General features: G+C 66.4%; 18 protein-coding genes. 10 read left to right on the top strand and 8 right to left on the bottom strand.

Features of this window, described 5'->3' with window-relative positions:
- Nucleotides 1–74: 74 nt before the first annotated feature.
- Nucleotides 75–467 (top strand): VOC family protein, encoded by a 393-nt coding sequence (locus tag ACI6S0_RS21735; RefSeq protein WP_303758904.1) that lies wholly within the window; start codon nucleotides 75–77, stop codon nucleotides 465–467.
- A gap of 21 nt (nucleotides 468–488) precedes the next feature.
- Nucleotides 489–1,022, top strand: a complete 534-nt coding sequence (locus ACI6S0_RS21730) for a peroxiredoxin (RefSeq protein WP_004209859.1) — start codon at nucleotides 489–491, stop codon at nucleotides 1,020–1,022.
- 24 nt (nucleotides 1,023–1,046) lie between these two features.
- On the opposite strand, the gene ACI6S0_RS21725 is transcribed toward ACI6S0_RS21730, so the two are convergent.
- Nucleotides 1,047–1,958, bottom strand: coding sequence for a dienelactone hydrolase family protein (locus ACI6S0_RS21725; RefSeq protein WP_434404308.1), 912 nt, complete (start codon nucleotides 1,956–1,958; stop codon nucleotides 1,047–1,049).
- 239 nt (nucleotides 1,959–2,197) lie between these two features.
- Nucleotides 2,198–2,365, bottom strand: a complete 168-nt coding sequence (locus ACI6S0_RS21720) for a hypothetical protein (RefSeq protein WP_010336493.1) — start codon at nucleotides 2,363–2,365, stop codon at nucleotides 2,198–2,200.
- A gap of 141 nt (nucleotides 2,366–2,506) precedes the next feature.
- On the opposite strand from ACI6S0_RS21720, the gene ACI6S0_RS21715 reads away from it, so the two are divergent.
- Together ACI6S0_RS21715 and guaA are read left to right on the top strand one after the other, a co-directional pair.
- Nucleotides 2,507–3,742: a TCR/Tet family MFS transporter gene (locus ACI6S0_RS21715; protein ID WP_434404307.1), complete on the top strand. Its 1,236-nt coding sequence runs from the start codon at nucleotides 2,507–2,509 to the stop codon at nucleotides 3,740–3,742.
- Nucleotides 3,743–3,924: 182 nt separating this feature from the next.
- Nucleotides 3,925–5,496, top strand: coding sequence for a glutamine-hydrolyzing GMP synthase (gene guaA / locus ACI6S0_RS21710; protein ID WP_010336491.1), 1,572 nt, complete (start codon nucleotides 3,925–3,927; stop codon nucleotides 5,494–5,496).
- Between the two features lie 177 nt (nucleotides 5,497–5,673).
- On the opposite strand, the gene ACI6S0_RS21705 is transcribed toward guaA, so the two are convergent.
- The gene (locus ACI6S0_RS21705) at nucleotides 5,674–6,510 is read right to left on the bottom strand and encodes a LysR family transcriptional regulator (protein WP_434404306.1); all 837 of its coding nucleotides are present in this window, start codon (nucleotides 6,508–6,510) and stop codon (nucleotides 5,674–5,676) included.
- A 102-nt stretch (nucleotides 6,511–6,612) separates the two neighbouring features.
- Here ACI6S0_RS21705 and ACI6S0_RS21700 point away from each other — a divergent pair, with 102 nt between their 5' ends.
- A complete protein-coding gene (locus tag ACI6S0_RS21700; protein ID WP_434404305.1) occupies nucleotides 6,613–8,073 on the top strand; it encodes an amidohydrolase family protein in 1,461 nt (486 codons plus the stop codon).
- Between the two features lie 4 nt (nucleotides 8,074–8,077).
- On the opposite strand, the gene ACI6S0_RS21695 is transcribed toward ACI6S0_RS21700, so the two are convergent.
- Nucleotides 8,078–8,854, bottom strand: a complete 777-nt coding sequence (locus ACI6S0_RS21695) for a carbonic anhydrase (RefSeq protein WP_434404304.1) — start codon at nucleotides 8,852–8,854, stop codon at nucleotides 8,078–8,080.
- Nucleotides 8,855–8,950: 96 nt separating this feature from the next.
- On the opposite strand from ACI6S0_RS21695, the gene ACI6S0_RS21690 reads away from it, so the two are divergent.
- Nucleotides 8,951–10,135: an aminotransferase gene (locus tag ACI6S0_RS21690; protein ID WP_434404303.1), complete on the top strand. Its 1,185-nt coding sequence runs from the start codon at nucleotides 8,951–8,953 to the stop codon at nucleotides 10,133–10,135.
- Here the strand turns inward: ACI6S0_RS21690 and ACI6S0_RS21685 are convergent.
- From ACI6S0_RS21685 to ACI6S0_RS21675, 3 genes are all read right to left on the bottom strand, one after another.
- On the bottom strand, nucleotides 10,090–10,602 hold the full coding sequence (locus ACI6S0_RS21685; RefSeq protein ID WP_434404302.1) for a hypothetical protein: 513 nt from the start codon (nucleotides 10,600–10,602) through the stop codon (nucleotides 10,090–10,092). The genes ACI6S0_RS21690 and ACI6S0_RS21685 overlap by 46 nt on opposite strands.
- A 58-nt stretch (nucleotides 10,603–10,660) precedes the next feature.
- A complete protein-coding gene (locus ACI6S0_RS21680; RefSeq protein WP_434404301.1) occupies nucleotides 10,661–11,446 on the bottom strand; it encodes an SDR family NAD(P)-dependent oxidoreductase in 786 nt (261 codons plus the stop codon).
- A 68-nt stretch (nucleotides 11,447–11,514) separates the two neighbouring features.
- Nucleotides 11,515–12,345 (bottom strand): alpha/beta fold hydrolase, encoded by an 831-nt coding sequence (locus ACI6S0_RS21675; protein WP_434404300.1) that lies wholly within the window; start codon nucleotides 12,343–12,345, stop codon nucleotides 11,515–11,517.
- Between the two features lie 131 nt (nucleotides 12,346–12,476).
- Between ACI6S0_RS21675 and ACI6S0_RS21670 the strand changes: the two genes are divergently transcribed.
- The 3 genes from ACI6S0_RS21670 (at nucleotide 12,477) to rmuC (ending at nucleotide 15,019) form a co-directional block, all read left to right on the top strand.
- Nucleotides 12,477–12,638 (top strand): hypothetical protein, encoded by a 162-nt coding sequence (locus ACI6S0_RS21670; protein WP_434404299.1) that lies wholly within the window; start codon nucleotides 12,477–12,479, stop codon nucleotides 12,636–12,638.
- A 42-nt stretch (nucleotides 12,639–12,680) separates the two neighbouring features.
- Entirely contained in the window at nucleotides 12,681–13,460 is a 780-nt protein-coding gene (locus tag ACI6S0_RS21665) for a GlxA family transcriptional regulator (RefSeq protein WP_434404298.1), read from the top strand.
- A 77-nt stretch (nucleotides 13,461–13,537) separates the two neighbouring features.
- Entirely contained in the window at nucleotides 13,538–15,019 is a 1,482-nt protein-coding gene (rmuC, locus tag ACI6S0_RS21660) for a DNA recombination protein RmuC (RefSeq protein ID WP_434404297.1), read from the top strand.
- 12 nt (nucleotides 15,020–15,031) lie between these two features.
- Here the strand turns inward: rmuC and ACI6S0_RS21655 are convergent, their stop codons facing one another.
- Nucleotides 15,032–16,048, bottom strand: a complete 1,017-nt coding sequence (locus ACI6S0_RS21655; protein WP_434404296.1) for an acyltransferase family protein — start codon at nucleotides 16,046–16,048, stop codon at nucleotides 15,032–15,034.
- Between the two features lie 35 nt (nucleotides 16,049–16,083).
- Between ACI6S0_RS21655 and ACI6S0_RS21650 the strand changes: the two genes are divergently transcribed.
- On the top strand, nucleotides 16,084–16,713 hold the full coding sequence (locus tag ACI6S0_RS21650; protein ID WP_099232631.1) for a nicotinate-nucleotide adenylyltransferase: 630 nt from the start codon (nucleotides 16,084–16,086) through the stop codon (nucleotides 16,711–16,713).
- Nucleotides 16,714–16,716 lie beyond the last annotated feature (3 nt).

The raw sequence follows: 16,716 nt of genomic DNA, 5'->3' as shown, positions 1-16,716 counted from the left end.
GGGTTCCCCCAACCCTTGCGTGACCGGCCATCGCGGCCATGCTATCACCGCCGCGACAATCGAGGAGGGATGCCATGCCGGTCCTGGGAATGGGCGGACTTTTCTTTCGCGCGCGTGATCCGGCTGCGCTGTCCGCCTGGTATCGCACCCATCTGGGCGTCGGCGGCGGATGCAGCGCCGATCCCGACATGCCGGCGGTCAACGAATATGTCTGGCAGACGCTGGGCGGGCCGATGGTCTTTTCGCCGTTCAAGCAGGACAGCGACTATTTCGCCGCCGACAAGAGCTTCATGATCAATCTGCGCGTGTCCGATCTCGACGGGCTGCTGGCGGACTTGCGCGCGGCGGACGTTGAGGCCATCACCAAGCCCGAATGGGATCATCCCGATGTCGGGCGCTTTGCCCGCATCCATGATCCCGAGGGCAATGCCATCGAATTGTGGGAACCGCCCACCCCCGCCGCCTGACCGACCCATGGGAGCTAGTTTATGAAGAGCGCAAAGATCATCCTGGCCCTGGCGGCCGCAGCCCTGGGCACGCAGGGCAGCATGGCGGCACTGGCGGTCGGCGCCAAGGCGCCGGAATTCACCACCCGCGGCGCGCTGGCCGGCAAGACCTTCACCGTCACCCTGTCGCACCAGTTGAAGCGCGGGCCGGTGGTCCTCTATTTCTTCCCCAAGGCCTTCACGCCAGGCTGTTCGGCCGAGGCGCGCGAGTTCGCGGAGAATATCGACAAGTTCAAGGCGGCAGGCGCCACCGTGATCGGCATGTCGGCCGATCCGGTCGATGATCTGGTCGCCTTCTCCACCAAGGAATGCGCCGGCAAGTTCGCGGTTGCCTCGGCCGGGCCGAACATCGTGTCGGGCTATGATGTCGCGCTCAAGATGCGGCCGGGCATGACCGACCGCACCTCCTATGTGATCGCGCCCAGCGGCCGCATCGCCTTCGTCCATAGCGAGATGAGCTATGCCGGCCATGTGAAGAGCACGCTGGCTGCGGTCGAGGCGATGAAGCAGAAATAAGGCGCAACGGCGAAGGGGTGCCGGTCACCCCTTCACATATTTGTCGAACCAGCCGATCGTTTCGGTCCAGGCGGCCTTCGCCGCCGCCGCATTATAGCTGGGCCGATAATCGGCCATGAAACCATGGTCGGCGCCGGCATGGACGGTGATCGCATCGGGTGGCGACTTGCCCGCCGCCTTGAGCGCGGCGCGCATCGCCTCGACATCGGCCTGGGGTATGCCCTTGTCCAGCTCGCCATATTGGCCGAGCACCGGCGCCTTGAGCTGCCCCACCTCCTCGATCACAGACAGGGTCTGCAGGTCGTTCTTCTGGGTCACGAGCCGGCCGTAGAAGGCGACGCCGGCGTCGAGCGCGGCGCTGTGCGCGGCATAGAGCCAGACCACCCGGCCGCCCCAGCAGAAGCCGGTAATGCCACGCCGCGACGCGTCGCCGCCATGGGCGCCGGCAAAGGCATAGGTGGCATCGATGTCGGACAGCACCTGCGCGTCCGGTGCCTTGCTGACGATTTCGGCGACAAGCTGCTTGAAGTCGCTGACCTTGGTCGCGTCGCCATGGCGGGCAAACAGATCCGGCGCGACGGCATGATAGCCCGCTTTTGCGAAGCGCCGGCACATGTCGCGCACCCATTCATGGACGCCGAAAATCTCATGCACGACGACGATCACCGGCGCCTTCTTCTTGCCCGCCGGCCGGGCGACGAAGCCGGGCATGGCGAAACCGTCGCTGGTCGGGATCGAGACGGCTTCCTCCACCAGCCCGTCGGCCGGGGTCTGGATGGTGCTGGCCGCGACCGGCTGGCAGGCGGCGGCAAAACCGGCGGCAAAGGCGCCGCCGGCCAGGATGTGACGCCGGCTGAGCCCGGTCGAGGCGATCCAGTTGCGATCCTCCGCCAGCCGCTCGACGGGGGACGGCACATCATCGCGATCGGTGGTCATCGGCGCTCTCCTGCTGTGGACGGGCGCAGACTAGCCCAAGCCCACGGTCGCGCAAGCCGACGGAACAATCCCATGACGCCATCGCCGCCATCGCCGCTTCGATCGGCCCAATTTTAGGCGAGACACAGGAAATATGGCAGCTTGTCCGCAGCTTGCGGCAGACTTGATTTCGATCAGCATGATTTTTCGGAACATCGCCGCACCGGCCCAAGTTGAGCGCAGGCGGGTTACGATGCCCGTTAGGAGAGTGTGAGATGGCAAACCAGAACCAGAATCCCGGTCAGCAGGGCGGTCAGCCCGGCAAGCCCGACCAGCAGAACCAACAGGATGAACAGCGTCGCCAGCAAGGCGGCGGCCAGCAGGAACGCCGCGACAATCAGGATCGCGAGCAGCGCTGATCCCTTCATGCATCCCATAGCATGAGCTGGGGCCGTCCCGCCGGGGCGGCCCTTTTTTTGGGGCGCCAGACATGGTGAAACGGCGCCTCATGCCTGAACATCGCGCCATCGCGCTTGGCATCGCCATCCCGGCAGGATAGCGCCTGCGCCATGACCGCCCCCGCCCATCCGCGCCGCACCGCCGCCATCGCCTTCATCCTGGTGACGGCGCTGCTCGACGTCATGTCGATGGGCATCGTCATTCCGGTGCTGCCGCAGCTGATCGAGACATTGTCCGGCTCCAGCACCAGCGCGGGCCTGTGGAATGGCCTGTTCGTCGCGCTCTGGGCGGCGATGCAGTTTATCTGCTCGCCGGTGATCGGGTCGCTGTCCGATCGCTTCGGGCGCCGGCCGGTCATCCTGATCTCGGTCGCGGGGCTGGCGCTCGACTATGTGCTGATGGCGGTGGCCCCCAATCTCTGGTGGCTGGCGCTGGGCCGCATCCTTGCCGGCATCACCTCGTCCAGCTTCACCTCCACCTTCGCCTATATGGCCGACATCACCCCGCCGGAGGGTCGGGCGCGTGGCTATGGTCTGATCGGCGCAGCGTTCAGCGCGGGCTTCGTCGCCGGGCCGCTGCTGGGCGGGGTGCTGGGCGAGATCTCGCACCGTGCGCCCTTCTGGGCGGCGGCGGGCCTGTCCGGCCTCGCCTTCCTCTATGGCCTCATCGTGCTGCCCGAATCGCTCGTTCCGGAAAAGCGCATGGCGTTCAGCTGGCGCCGCGCCAATCCCTTCGGCGCGCTGCAATTGCTGCGCTCGCACCCCGAGCTGTCGAGCCTCGCGATCGTCAATTTCCTCCTCTATTTCGCCCATCATCTCTTCTCGGCCGTGTTCGTCCTCTATGCCGGCGACCGCTATGGCTGGGGCGCCTGGCAGGTCGGCACCCTGCTGGCGATGGTCGGTCTGCTCGACATGGCGGTGCAGGGCCTGCTGGTCGGCCCGGTGGTGAAACGGCTGGGCGATCGCACAACGATGGTCGTGGGCCTCGGCTTCGGCGCAGTCGGCATCGCCGCCATGGGCCTGGCGCCCACCGGCTGGCTGTTCGTCGCCGCCATGTTCCCCAATGCGCTCTGGGGCCTCGCCATGCCGACCATCCAGTCGCTGATGACGCAGCGCGTCTCCGAAAGCGAACAGGGCCAGTTGCAGGGCGCCAACAACAGTGTCGGCGCGATCGCCGGCATCGTCTCCCCGCTCTTCTTCGGCGCGGTCTATTCCGCCTCGGTCGGCACCCGTCCGATCCTGCCCTTCATCGGCAGCGCCTTCCTGATCGCGGCGCTGGTGCTGGCCGGTGCCGCCCTGCTCGGCCGCGCAGCGGGACGCAAACAGGATGGTCCTGCGCCGGCCTAGAGCATTCTGAAGTCGGCTGGAACAGCCGACGACTCGCAGAATGCGGCAAACAAAAGGAAATCAGAGCATCATCCGATTTACCCTAATCGGATGATGCTCTGAACCGGGAAAACTGGACATATCGGGGCGGTGCGACTAACCGGGCGCGAATCCCTTCCACCGCTCGACATAAAGGCGATTCGATGACGCTGCCCCTTCAGGATTCCATCCTTATCGTGGACTTCGGCAGCCAGGTGACTCAGCTCATCGCCCGGCGCGTCCGCGAAGCCGGCGTCTATTCCGAGATCGCCCCCTTTACCCAGGCCCAGGCCGCGTTCGACCGCATGAAGCCCAAGGGCATCATCCTGTCCGGTTCGCCCGCCGGCGTGCCGGAGGAAGGCAGCCCGCGTGCGCCGCAGGCCCTGTTCGACGCCGGCGTGCCGATCCTGGGCATCTGCTACGGCCAGCAGGTGATGAGCCATCAGCTGGGCGGCGAAGTGCGCCCCGGTCACGAGACCGGCGAAGGCGGCGAATTTGGCCGCGCCTTCCTGACCGTGACCGAACCCTGCGCCCTGTTCGACGGGCTGTGGGAAGTCGGCGAACGGCATCAGGTGTGGATGAGCCATGGTGACAAGGTCACGAAATTCGCGCCCGGCTTCAAGATCGTGGCGGTGTCGGACGGCGCCCCCTTCGCGGTGATCGCGGACGAGGAACGGAAATTCTACGGTACGCAGTTCCACCCCGAAGTCGTGCATACGCCCGACGGCGGCAAGCTGATCGCCAATTTCGTCCGCCATGTCTGCGGCCTGGCCGGCGACTGGACCATGGCCGAATTCCGCCAGGTCAAGATTGCCGAAATCCGCGAGCAGGTCGGCAATGGCCGGGTCATTTGCGGCCTGTCGGGCGGCGTCGACAGCGCGGTGGCCGCCGTGCTCATCCATGAAGCGATCGGCGACCAGCTCACCTGTGTGTTCGTCGATCATGGCCTGATGCGCCTGGGCGAAGCCGAGCAGGTGGTCAGCCTGTTCCGCGAACATTATGGCATCAAGCTGGTCCATGTGAACGCCGAGGAGCGCTTCCTGGGCGGCCTCGCCGGCCTCACCGACCCGGAAAAGAAGCGCAAGTTCATCGGCGGCGAATTCATCGCCGTGTTCGAGGAGGAAGCCGCCAAGATCGGCGGCGCCGACTTCCTGGCGCAGGGCACGCTGTATCCCGACGTCATCGAATCGGTCAGCTTCACCGGCGGGCCTTCGGTCACGATCAAGTCGCACCATAATGTCGGCGGCCTGCCCGAACGCATGAACATGAAGCTGGTCGAGCCGCTGCGCGAACTGTTCAAGGACGAAGTCCGCGTGCTGGGCAAGGAACTGGGCCTGCCTGACATCTTCGTCGGCCGCCATCCCTTCCCTGGCCCCGGCCTTGCCATCCGCATCCCCGGCGAAGTCACCAAGGAACGCTGCGACATATTGCGCAAGGCGGACTTCATCTATCTGGAGGAAATCCGCAACGCCGGCCTCTACGACGCGATCTGGCAGGCCTTCGCCGTGCTGCTGCCGGTCCGCACCGTCGGCGTGATGGGCGATTACCGCACCTATGACAGCGTCTGTGCGGTGCGCGCGGTCACCTCGACCGACGGCATGACCGCCGACATCTATCCCTTCGACGCCGCTTTCCTGAGCCGCGTCGCGACCCGCATCATCAACGAGGTCAAGGGCATCAACCGCGTGGTCTACGACTACACCTCGAAGCCCCCCGGCACGATCGAGTGGGAGTAAAGCCGAAATAGCGAATGTCCGGGGGACATTCGCCGGCTTTACTCGGCCGCGTAAGCGGCCGTGAGTATCTGGCTGAATCGCCGTCCGGGGGACGGCGATCCGGTTTATTCGGCACCGCACGGTGCCGCACCATTTAGACCCAGTTGCGGCGGCGCGAGCCGCCGCAGCCCTTGCCGCTTACCGCGCCGCCAGCACCGCCGCCATCTGCGCGACCAGTTCGGCCGTCGGCCCGGCATCGTCCCAGGCATAGAGCGAAACGCGCATGGCGGCCTCCCCCCCGAACGGCGCATAGGGCCGCACCGCCCGCCCGGCCGCCGCGCGCATCGGCACCAGCGACAGACCCATGCCCGCCTCCACCGCGGTCAGCACGCTGGTGAGGTCGCTGCCGGTGAAGGCGACATGGCAGCGCCGCCTCTCCCGCCCGATCCGGTCGAACATCGCGTCGCGATAGAGGCCGCCCGCCGGAAAGGCGACCAGCGGCAATGGATCAGGCCAGTCGCCCTGCCGGTCCGCGCTTTCATGCCAGCCGATCGGCTCGGCGAAACTGGCGCGACAATCGGCGCTCGGCGTCGGTTCCTTGACAGCGATGATGTCAAACTCGCCCGCGCGGTATCGGCGCGTGAGATCACGGCTGAGCCCGGTGGTGACGTCCAGCCGCACCGCCCGATATTGCTCGGAAAAGCGGGCGAACACCTGCATCATGTCGCGACTGGCGATGTCGTCGGGCAGGCCGATGCGGATCGACGCGCTGCCGGCCGGATCGGCAAGCAGGCTTTCCGCCTCCTGCTGCAGCGACAGGATGCGCCTTGCATGGCCCAGCAGCCGTTCGCCCGCCGCGGTCGGCCGCACCGGCCGTGCCGCCCGATCGACCAGCATATGCCCCACCGCCTGTTCCAGCCGGCCGAGCTGCTGGCTGATGGTCGACTGGGTCATGTGCAGCCGCTGCGCCGCGATGGTGAAGCTGCCGCTGTCGGCGATCGCGACAAAGGCACGGAGCAGGCGCGGATCGAGCATGGCATTCCATTTGGATCATGAATGATTGCCATTCATATATGTTGTTTGTCGATGATGCAGCCCCTGCCTATCCTGCGCGCCGCACAAGAACCGGGGATTTTCATGAAGACGCTTCTCGCCGCGCTGCTGGCCGCCACTGGCCTGTTGCCCCTGCCCACCGCAGCGAAGGCCGCGCCGGCCCGCGCCGACCTGCTGATCCGCCATGCGACGCTGGTCGATGTCGAGCATGGCCGGCTGGTCCCCGACCAGGCGGTCGCGACCAGGGGCGACCGGATCGTCGCGGTCGGCAACGACACCACGATCGCCGCCGCCTGGCGCGCGGGCAAGAATGTCGAGGCGAAGGGCCGCTATCTGATCCCCGGCCTGTGGGACATGCATGTCCATTTCGGCGGCGGGCCGGAACTGATCGAAGAGAATAAGGCGCTGCTGCCGCTCTATATCGCCAACGGCATCACCACCGTGCGCGATGCGTCGGGCGACCTGCCCTATGATGTGCTGCGCTGGCGCGGGGAGATTGCCGACGGGCGCCTGTTCGGCCCGACCCTGCTGAGTTCCGGCCCGAAGATCGAGGGGATCAAGCCGGTGTGGAAGGGCACGCTGGAAACCGGGTCGCAGGCGGACGTAGACCAGGCGATCGCCAAGCTGAAAGAACTGAACGTCAATTTCGTCAAGATCACGGACAGCACCCTGAAGCCCGAGTTGTTCCTCTATGCCGTGCGCCAGGCGCGCGGCGCCGGGCTGCGGGCGTCGGGCCATATCCCGATGGCCCTGACCGTCGGCCAGGCGATCGAGGCCGGGATCAGCTCGATCGAGCATATCGACTATGCCCACAAGGCGGGCGTGAAGGATGAGCCGCGGATCACCGCCGATTTCGCCGCCGGCAAGATCGACCGGGCGCAGGCGAGCGCGCAACTGGATGCCGGCTTTGACGAGACCACCGCCATGACCGCCTATCGCGACATGGCCGCGCGCGGCGTGTTCGTGACGCCGACGCTCAGCATCTCGCGCACCGTCGCCTATCTCGACAAGGAGGATCACAGCGCCGATCCGGAACTGGCCTATATCGGCCCGCGCCTGCGCAAGACCTATGACTGGCGGATCGAGCGCGCGGCCAAGGCGACGCCAGATCAGATCGCCCAGCGCCACGCCATTTACGAGCATAATGCCGCGATCCTGCCGCTGTTGCAGCAGGCCGGCGTCACCATCATGGCCGGCACCGATGCCGGCTTCCTCAACAGCTTCGACTATCCCGGCTTTGCCCTGCACCAGGAACTGGCGCTCTATGTCGATCGTGGCCTGACCCCGGCCCAGGCGCTGGCCAGCGCCACCCGCGCCGGCCCGGCCTGGTTCGGCCTGCTCGACCGTTATGGCGCGGTGGCGGAGGGCAAGCAGGCGGATATGGTGCTGCTGACCGCCAATCCGCTGGAGGATATCCACGCCACCAAGGCGATCGACGCGGTGATCCTGCGCGGCACATTGCAGGACCGGGCCAAGCTCGACGCGCTGCTGGCAGAGACGAAGGCGAAGGTCGCCGCCTGGAATGCGGCGGCGACCCGGCCCTGACGGATCAGCCGCGCATCAGCATGTCGGCCGGCACCGGCAACATGTCGACCTTGCCGGTCGCCACGTCATAGACGGCGGCGACCACCTTCAGCGTGCCCGCCTTCACCTTCTCCTCGATCACCGGCGAGGCGTTGACCAGAGTCGCCGCCTGCACCAGCGCATTGGTGCGGGTGACGATGGCCGCATCCTTGCTGCGGGCAAGATAGAGGGCGGGCAGGATCGCGGGGAAGAGCGCGCTGATCTGGCCCGGCACTTCGGGATTGTCGATTGCCGCCTTCACCGCGCCGCAATTGCTGTGGCCCATGACCACCAGCGCCTTCAGCCCCAGCACCGCCACGCCATATTCCAGGCTGGCGACGATTTCGGGCGTGGTGATGTTGCCGGCGATGCGGGTGACGAACAGCCGGCCGATATATTCGTCGAACACCATCTCCACCGGCACGCGCGAGTCGGCGCAGGAGAGGACGCCGACCACCGGCCATTGCCCCTCGGCCGCGCGCGCCTTGATGATCGACAGGTCCTGCAAATGGGCGGTCGGCTTGCCGGCGACGAAGCGGGCGTTGCCGGCCATGATCTCGGCCAGGGCAGCGTCCGGCGTCATCGACGCATCCGGGCCGTCGGCGGGAGGCGCCGCCATCGCTGGTACGGACGGCAGGGCGGCCATGGCCACCCCACCCGCCATCGTCATCGCTGTCAGAAAGGCGCGGCGGGAGGGCGCGGCGCCATCCTCCTCCTGCGTCCCGTGCGGCTGGTCATGCATGCCATCGACGTCCGAACACATGGGTCTGTCTCCCTGTGATGAGGAGACGCCATGATGCCGGACCGGTTTGCGCGAGGCAATGGAAAGACCTAGACCGCTGGCATCGCCGACGATCCGATGGAGCCCCGCTTGCCCGACACCCGACTTGGCCATCCCGTCTATCGCGACATGCCGACCACCATCTTCGAGCATATGTCGGCCCGCGCACGCGAAACCGGCGCAATCAATCTGGGGCAGGGCTTTCCCGAAGGGCCGGGACCGCAGGAAGTGCTGCAGGCCGCGGCGAATGCGCTGCTGACCCGGTCCAGCCAATATCCGCCGATGCCCGGCCTGATCGAACTGCGCACGGCGCTGGCCGATCATTATGCCCGGCGTCAGGGGCTGAACCTCAGCCCACAGGAAATCATCGTCACATCGGGCGCGACCGAGGCGATTGCCGCCAGCCTGCTGGCGCTGGTGCGACCGGGAGACGAGGTGCTGATGCTGGCGCCGCTCTATGACGCCTATCTGCCGCTGGTGGAGCGGGTCGGCGGCGTAGCCAGGGTAGTGAAGCTGACGCCGCCCGACTGGCGCGTCACCCGCGACGCGCTGGAGGCGGCAATCACGCCCCGGACCCGCATCCTTCTGATGAACAATCCGGTCAATCCGACCGGCATCGTGCTGCGTGAGGCGGAACTGGCGCTGCTGGCGGACCTGTGCGTCGCCCATGACCTGATCGCGCTGTGCGACGAAGTCTGGGAGGAAACCGTCTATGACGGCCTGCCGCATCGCCCGCTGATCGGCTTTCCCGGCATGCGCGAGCGTACGGTCAAGATCGGGTCGGCGGGCAAGATCTTCTCCGTCACCGGCTGGAAGGTCGGCTGGATGTGCGCCGCGCCGCCGATCGCCACCCTGCTCGCCCGTGCGCACCAGTTCCTGACCTTCACCACCCCGCCCAACCTGCAATGGGCGGTGGCGCAGGGGCTGGGCTGGCCCGACCAATGGCTGAACGACCAGCGCGCCGCCTATCAGGCGTCGCGCGATCGGCTGGCGACGGGGCTGATCAAGGCGGGCTATGTCGTGCAACCCAGCGGCGCCACCTGGTTCCTGTCGATCGACCTGCCCGCGTCCGGCATCGCGATGGATGACGTGACCTTCTGCAACCGGATCATCGACGAGGCGGGCGTGGCGGCAATCCCGATCTCCGCCTTCTACCCCGATGATCCGGTCACCCATCTGGTCCGCCTCTGCTTCTCCAAGTCGGACGCGACGCTGGATCAGGCGATCGAGCGGCTCGCCGCCTTCCGCGCCAGCCTTGGCTGACGCAGGATCGCCGCGCCCAGGATCAGCATCAGGATCAAGAGCAGTCCCTGTGCGGCCAGGAAAGGCGGCTCGCTGCCGGTCGGCGCCAGCCGATTGAGCGCCGGCACCTTGAGGAAGCCCTGCACGACAGCCACGAACAGGTTGAGCCACAGGGCGATGGTCGCGGTGACCGCATAGACGCCCCGCGCCCGGCCCCGCAGGCCAAGGCCGTAAAAGGCAGAGAAGGCGATAATCAGCACCAGCGTCGAGAGGGTGCCGACGCCGATCGCCGGGGTGAAGCCGCGAAAGGGAAAGAGGAAGCCGGTCAGGCTGGTGAGCAGGGTCGTCACCAGGAACAGGCCCTGCATTTTGTGCAGGACATGCCCCTTCGCCATGGCCGGCAGGGCGACAAGGCCGCTGACGATGCCGATCAGGCTGATCGCGACATGCAGGGCGATGAAGGCGGGAATGGAAAGACCGAGGATCATGATGCTTCTCCCTGGAAAATTCCCGTCACCCCCGCGAAAGCGGGGGTGACAAAAGAGGTCAGGCGGTCACCCGATAACGGGGCGCCGCATCCCTGAGCGACAGGTTGGGCCGAAGCGCGGCCCGCGCGGCGAGATAGGCGTCGAGGTCGGCATTGTCCGGCAGGGCCGGAATGGTGATCGCCTCGCCCATGTCGAGCCCGGCCAGTGCCGCGTCGACCATCACCTCGACATCCATCACCATGTGCGGCGGCAGGCCGGCCATCTGTTCCGCCGTCCAGATGGCGGTGCGGGTGATGCCGGGCAGCACCGCCTGCACCTTCACGCCCTTGCTGCCCAGTTCGACCTGCAACGCTTCGGTAAAGGCCAGCACATAGGCCTTGGTCGCGGGATAGACGGCGGTGAAGCCATCCGGCATCAGCGCGGTGACCGACGTGATGTTGATCAGCGTGCCTACGCCCCTGGCCGCCAGCCGCGGCGCAATGGCGCGGGACAGCCGCGTCACCGCCAGGATGTTGAGGTCGATCAGGCCGGTGAGATAGGCCGGATCGGTCTCGACAAAGGCCTGTTCCCCGGCAATGCCGGCATTGTTGACCAGGCCGGTGATCGCGTCATCGTCGCGCAGCCGCGCCTCGACCCGCGCCAGATCGTCGGCTTGTGACAAGTCGGCGGCGATCACTTCCACGCTGACGCCGCTGTCGGCGCGCAGGCGGGCGGCCAGCGCCTCCAGTTTGTCGGCGCGGCGGGCGACCAGGATCAGATTGGCGCCGCGCCTGGCGAAGCGGTCGGCATAGACGGCGCCGATACCGTCCGAGGCGCCGGTGATGAGGATGGTGTCTTGAGTCATGGGATGTCTCCTTGGAGCCACCCCCGTCCGCTTCCGCACCTGTCGAAAACGAACGGGGGTCGGAATTGTCAGCCGTTGATGAAATCGAGCAGGTCGGCGTTGAACCGGTCCTGGTGAGTCTGCGTCAGCCCATGGTCGGCGCCTTCATACACGATCAGCACCGCATCCGTAACGATCTTGATGGTGGAGAGGGCAGCTGCGCCGATCGGCACGATCTGGTCGTCATCGCCATGCAGGACCAGCGTAGGCACATCGACCTTCGCCAGGTCGGCATGGAAATCACTTTCGGAAAAGGCGCGGATCGAGTCGAGCTGGCCCTTGAGGCCGCCCATCATTCCCTGTCGCCAGAACTCCTCGCGAATGCCCTCGGAGATGACCGCGCCGTCCCGGTTATAGCCGTAGAAGGGCGTGGTCAGATCCCTGAAGAACTGGCTGCGATTGGCGAACGTGCCCTTGCGGATGCCGTCGAACACGTCGATCGGCAGACCGCCCGGATTGGCTTCGGTCTTGAGCATCAGCGGCGGCACCGCGCCGATCAGCGCCAGCTTGGCGACCCGGCTGGTGCCATGGCGGCCGATATAGCGGGTGACTTCGCCACCGCCGGTCGAATGGCCGACCAGGATGATGTCGGACAGGTCCAGCGCCGCGATCAGATCGGCCAGATCGTCGGCATATTGGTCCATATTATTATTGTCCCACACCTGGTCCGACCGGCCATGGCTGCGGCGGTCATGGGCGATGGTGCGAAAGCCCTGATTGGCGAAATAGACCATCTGCGCGTCCCAGGCGTCGGCGCTGAGCGGCCAGCCATGGGAGAAGAGGATCGGCTGGCCGTCGCGCGGTCCCCAATCCTTGTAGAAGATGCGGGTGCCGTCCCTGGTGGTGACAAAATTGCTCATGTGAAATTCCCTTCTTCTGTTCCAGAAGGGCGTCCTTCACGCCCTGTGCTTGCACTATTAGGAACGATGGCGGAGGATCGGGATTGGCGGTTCCGACATTAAGCGGGCCGATTCCGACAAAGGATCAGCATATGGCCGACAGCAGTCTTCCACGCGCCGAAGTGGGCATATTGCTCTATCCGGGCTGCCAGCAGGCGATGGTCCATGGCATGACCGACCTGATCGACATTGCCGGCCAGTTCTCGGTCCAGCATGGCGGCCCGGTGGTGCGCGTCAGCCATTGGCAGATGTAGGCCGATGGCTGCTTCGCCCGCAGCCATGACACGCATGAAGGATTGGCCGGCACGCCCGACATCTGGCTGGTCCCCGGCCGCCTGACCGGCGTGCCCGAGGCGGAGGAAGCCGCGCCCTATGCCCGCTGGCTGCTGGATCGCCATGCCGCCGGGGCGACGCTCGCCTCCAATTGCGGCGGCGCCTTCCTGCTGGCGGCGACCGGCCTGCTCGATGGTCGCCCGGCCACCACCCATTGGTGGTTCGCCGACGCCTTCCGCACCCGCTTTCCTGCCGTGAAGCTCGATTGCGACCGGATCGTCATCGACGATGGCGACATCATCACCGCTGGCGGGCTCATGGCCTGGACCGACCTTGGCATGCGACTGGTCGACCGGCTGCTTGGTCCCACGGTGATGCTCGACACCGCCAAATTCCTGCTGATCGACACGGCCGGGCGCGAGCAGAAGCATTTCGCCCGTTTCCTGCCGCGCCTGACCCATGGCGACGAGCCGATCCTGAAGGTGCAGCACTGGCTCGCCGCGCGCGAGGCGAAGGCGGTCAGCGTCACGGAAATGGCGGCGCAGGCCGCACTGGAGGAACGCACCTTCCAGCGCCGGTTCAAGGCGGCGACCGCCATGACCCCGATCGAATATGTCCAGCATCTGCGCGTGGCAAAGGCACGGGAGCATCTGGAATTTACCCGGCGCACGATCGACCAGATCGCCTGGAGCGTCGGCTATGAGGATGCTGCCGCCTTCCGCAAGCTGTTCCACCGTCTGGTCGGCCTGTCGCCCGGCGACTATCGCGCCCGCTTCGCCGCGCCCAGCGCACAGGCGGCATGACGACACGCATGAGGAAGGTTCTTGCGACCTTCGACGCGGCCCGCTAGGTTCCCGTTTCGTTCCCAAAAAGGATAGTTATGGACAGCCTCGCCGCCCTTCTCATTCCCGTCGCGCTGCTGATCGGCCTCGCCGTCGGCTGGCTGCTCAAGGGCAAGGCGCTGGCGCCGCTGACCGCCGAAAAGGCCGATCTGGCGGGCAAGCTCGACATCGCCACCGCCCAGCGCAACGGCGCGATCGCCGAACTGGCGGTGGAGAAGGAACGGGTCGCCCAGGGCATGAGCCAGCTCGCCCGGCTCGAATCCGCGCAGGCCGCATCCGAACAGCGGATCGAGGCGCTGCAGGCCGCCGCCAGCCAGCGCATCGAGGCGATCCAGACCGAGCGCGAGGCTGCACTGCGTGACCTCGCCGCGCTCCAGTCCGACATCCATGCCCGCACCCAGGCGTTCGAGCAGCAGATCGCTGCGCTCAAGGATGCCAAGGAACAGCTCTCCGCCCAGTTCAGCGAGATTGGCGGCAAATTGCTCGAATCCGCCCAGACCCAGTTCCTGACCCGCGCCGACCAGCGCTTCGCCCAGGCGAGCGAGAAGAGCGAGGCGCAGTTGAAGACGCTGCTCAACCCGGTCGAAACCACGCTCAAGCGCTATGAGGAGGGCCTCGCCCGCGTCGAGAAGGATCGGGTCGGCAGCTATGCCGAACTGCGCGAGGCCGTACAGCAGGTCCATCTCGGCCAAGGCCAGGTGCGCGAGGAAACGGCCAAGCTGGTCAACGCCCTGCGCGCCGCGCCCAAGACGCGCGGTCGCTGGGGCGAGCAGCAGTTCAAGAATCTCATCGAAACCGCCGGTCTTTCTCCCTTCGTGGACTTCAAGGAGGAAGTGTCGGTCGCGGTCGAGGACGGCCGCCTGCGCCCCGACTTCGTCATCAACCTGCCCGGCGACCAGCAGATGGTGGTCGACGTCAAATGCTCGCTGGTCGCCTATCTGAACGCGGTTGACCAGGTCGATCCGGCGCAGCGCGACGCCCATATGCTCGATCATGCCCGCGCGATGCGCACCCATGCCGATGCCCTGGGGCGCAAGGCCTATTGGGAACAGTTCGACAAGGCCCCCGACTTCGTCATCATGTATGTGCCGGGCGACAATTTCGTCACCGCCGCGCTGGAAGCGGACATGGAGCTGTGGGAACGCGCGGCGAAGAATCGCGTCATCATCTGCGGCCCGGCCACCTTCCTGCCGCTCGCCCGCACGCTGGCGGGCCATTGGCGCCAAGCCAAGATGCAGGAACAGGCGCAGCAGGTCGGCCAGCTCGGCAAGGAACTCTATGAGCGACTAGCCGTCGCCGCGACCCATTTGCGCAAGCTGGGATCGGGCCTCAACAGCGCGGTCTCCAACTATAACAGCTTCATCGGCAGCTTCGAAACCCGCGTCCTCTCCACCGGCCGCAAGTTCCGCGATCTCGACATCGAGACCGGCGGCAAGGAGATCGAGGCGATGGAACCGCTCGACGTCCTCGCCCGCGACGCCCAGGCCGACGAGGCGCGCGCGCTGCCGGCAGCGGAATAGGATCGTCTGGGGCTAGCTTGCAGCCAAAGGCGCGGCCGGAAGCGTCGTGGCCACCGGTCCGCGCGGCCGCGCCTGCACCCAGGCAATCAACCCCGCAATCGCCAGGCTGGCGGCAACGCCACCAAGCACCGGTATGCCCAGCATCAGCCCCGTCATGCAGACCGGGGCATGCACCGCATAAAGCGGAAAGGAAAGTGCGCCCGCCGCCGTCATCCACCGCGATTGTCGCTGCCAGCGCAGCCCGCCCGCCAGCATCAGGGGACAGACCAGCAGGATGAAGACCATGCCGCTGGCCCAGCCATCCGCGTCGATCATCGTGCCGATGCCGAAATAGAGCGGCATCGCGACCAGGGCCGCCAGCGGCGGAACGGCTATGGTCGGCCTGTCACGCCACCAGCGCCACAATATGACCCCCACGCCATAGGCGCACATCACCCGCGGCAGGCCGAAGAGGAAGCTGGCAGGCTGCGCCCCCACGTCCACCCCCACACGACTGGCGACAACCGCGAACAGGGTCGCGCTCAGCAGCACGACATGCACCAATATCCTGGTCGACAAGCGCCGCAGGACAAGGCCGTGGGCCATATTGCCGATCAGTTCCAGGAGGATCGACCAGGCCGGCCCGTTCAAAGGATAGAGACGCCCGGTGAATAGGCTGGGAATCAGCAGCAGATTGGCAAGGGCCACCGGCCAGAGCGACATCTCATTGGTGAGGAGGAAGCCGGGCAGCGCGATCAGCCCGGCAATGGCCATGACCGGCAGGAAACGCCGATATCGCGCGCGGACGAACCTGCCGGTGGACAGCCCCTGCCCCAACCGCGCCTCATAGGTGCGCGCCATTACATAGCCGCTCAGCATGAAGAAGAAGTCGACCGCCAGATAGCCGTTGCCCCGCGCGTCGCCCGTGGTCCAGGTCAGCGCATGGAACAGCAGGACGCTGAGCGCGGCGATCCCGCGCAATCCATCGAATCCGATCAGCCGCCCCTGCATGGCGCGGCTATAGCGGGCAAGCCTTAAGAATCTGCCCATTGCCGCCCCGCCCCGGCGCTGGCATGGCTTGCCCCATGAAAAAGATCGGCCTGCTTGGCGGCTCCTTCAATCCGGCGCATGGCGGGCATCGCGCCATTTCGCTGTTCGCAAGGGACGCCCTGGGTCTCGACGAAATCTGGTGGCTGGTGTCGCCCGGCAATCCGTTGAAGCCCGCCAGGGGCATGGCGCCGCTGCCGGTCCGCCTTGCCCATGCGCAGAAAATCGCCCGCCGCGCGCCGATTCGCGCCACCGCGATCGAGCGCCAATTGGGCACCCGCTACACCGTCGACACGCTGCGCGCGCTCCGCCAGCGCTACCCCCGCACCCGCTTCGTCTGGCTGATGGGCGCCGACAATCTGGCGCAATTTGGCCAATGGCGCGACTGGCGCGGCATAGCGCGACAGATGCCCATTGCCGTAATCGCCCGTCCGGGCTATGATGACGCCGCCCGTGGCTCTACGGCCATGAGCTGGCTGCGGCGCTTCGTCCGGTCCGCGCGCCAGAGTGCAGACTGGACGAATTGGAGACCACCGGCGCTCGTGCTATTGCGCTTTCGCCCTGATCCAAGATCGGCAACCCTGCTACGGCAGGCGGACCCCCTCTGGCATCGCGAATATGAAGCAACGTGTGTGCGCGATCCGCTCACGCGCCGGATGATCGTCTAGATT

Origin of the sequence: Sphingobium sp. DN12 (assembly GCF_051058005.1) — a bacterium.
GTDB lineage: Bacteria > Pseudomonadota > Alphaproteobacteria > Sphingomonadales > Sphingomonadaceae > Sphingobium > Sphingobium yanoikuyae.
The sequence above is the reverse complement of the archived record's forward strand: the minus strand, read 5'-3'. Positions and strand labels throughout refer to the sequence as shown.